Source organism: Virgibacillus indicus (assembly GCF_002266285.1).
GTDB classification, from domain to species: Bacteria; Bacillota; Bacilli; order Bacillales; family Amphibacillaceae; genus Virgibacillus_K; species Virgibacillus_K indicus.
On the sequence record NZ_NPMS01000042.1, the window covers coordinates 1 to 426 of the forward strand.

A 426-nucleotide genomic window follows, 5' to 3' on the forward strand; every position below is an offset into this window, starting at 1 on the left:
ACGTCATCCCCACCTTCCTCCGGCTTGTCGCCGGCGGTCTCCTTAGAGTTCCCACCATTACGTGCTGGCAACTAAGGACAAGGGTTGCGCTCGTTGCGGGACTTAACCCAACATCTCACGACACGAGCTGACGACAGCCATGCAGCACCTGTGTTCCGATTCCCGAAGGCACTCCCGCATCTCTGGAAACTTCCGTGCATGTCAAGGCCAGGTAAGGTTCTTCGCGTTGCATCGAATTAAACCACATACTCCACCGCTTGTGCGGGCCCCCGTCAATTCCTTTGAGTTTCAGTCTTGCGACCGTACTTCCCAGGCGGCGAACTTAACGCGTTAGCTTCGATACTGAGCTCTCAATTGAGCCCAACATCCAGTTCGCATCGTTTAGGGCGTGGACTACCAGGGTATCTAATCCTGTTGCTGATACTA

At 54.5% G+C, this 426-nt stretch carries 1 rRNA gene; it reads right to left on the reverse strand.

The annotated features are described in order from the left end of the window. Positions 1-426: ribosomal RNA gene (locus CIL03_RS19380) — 16S ribosomal RNA — on the reverse strand; the annotation flags it as partial.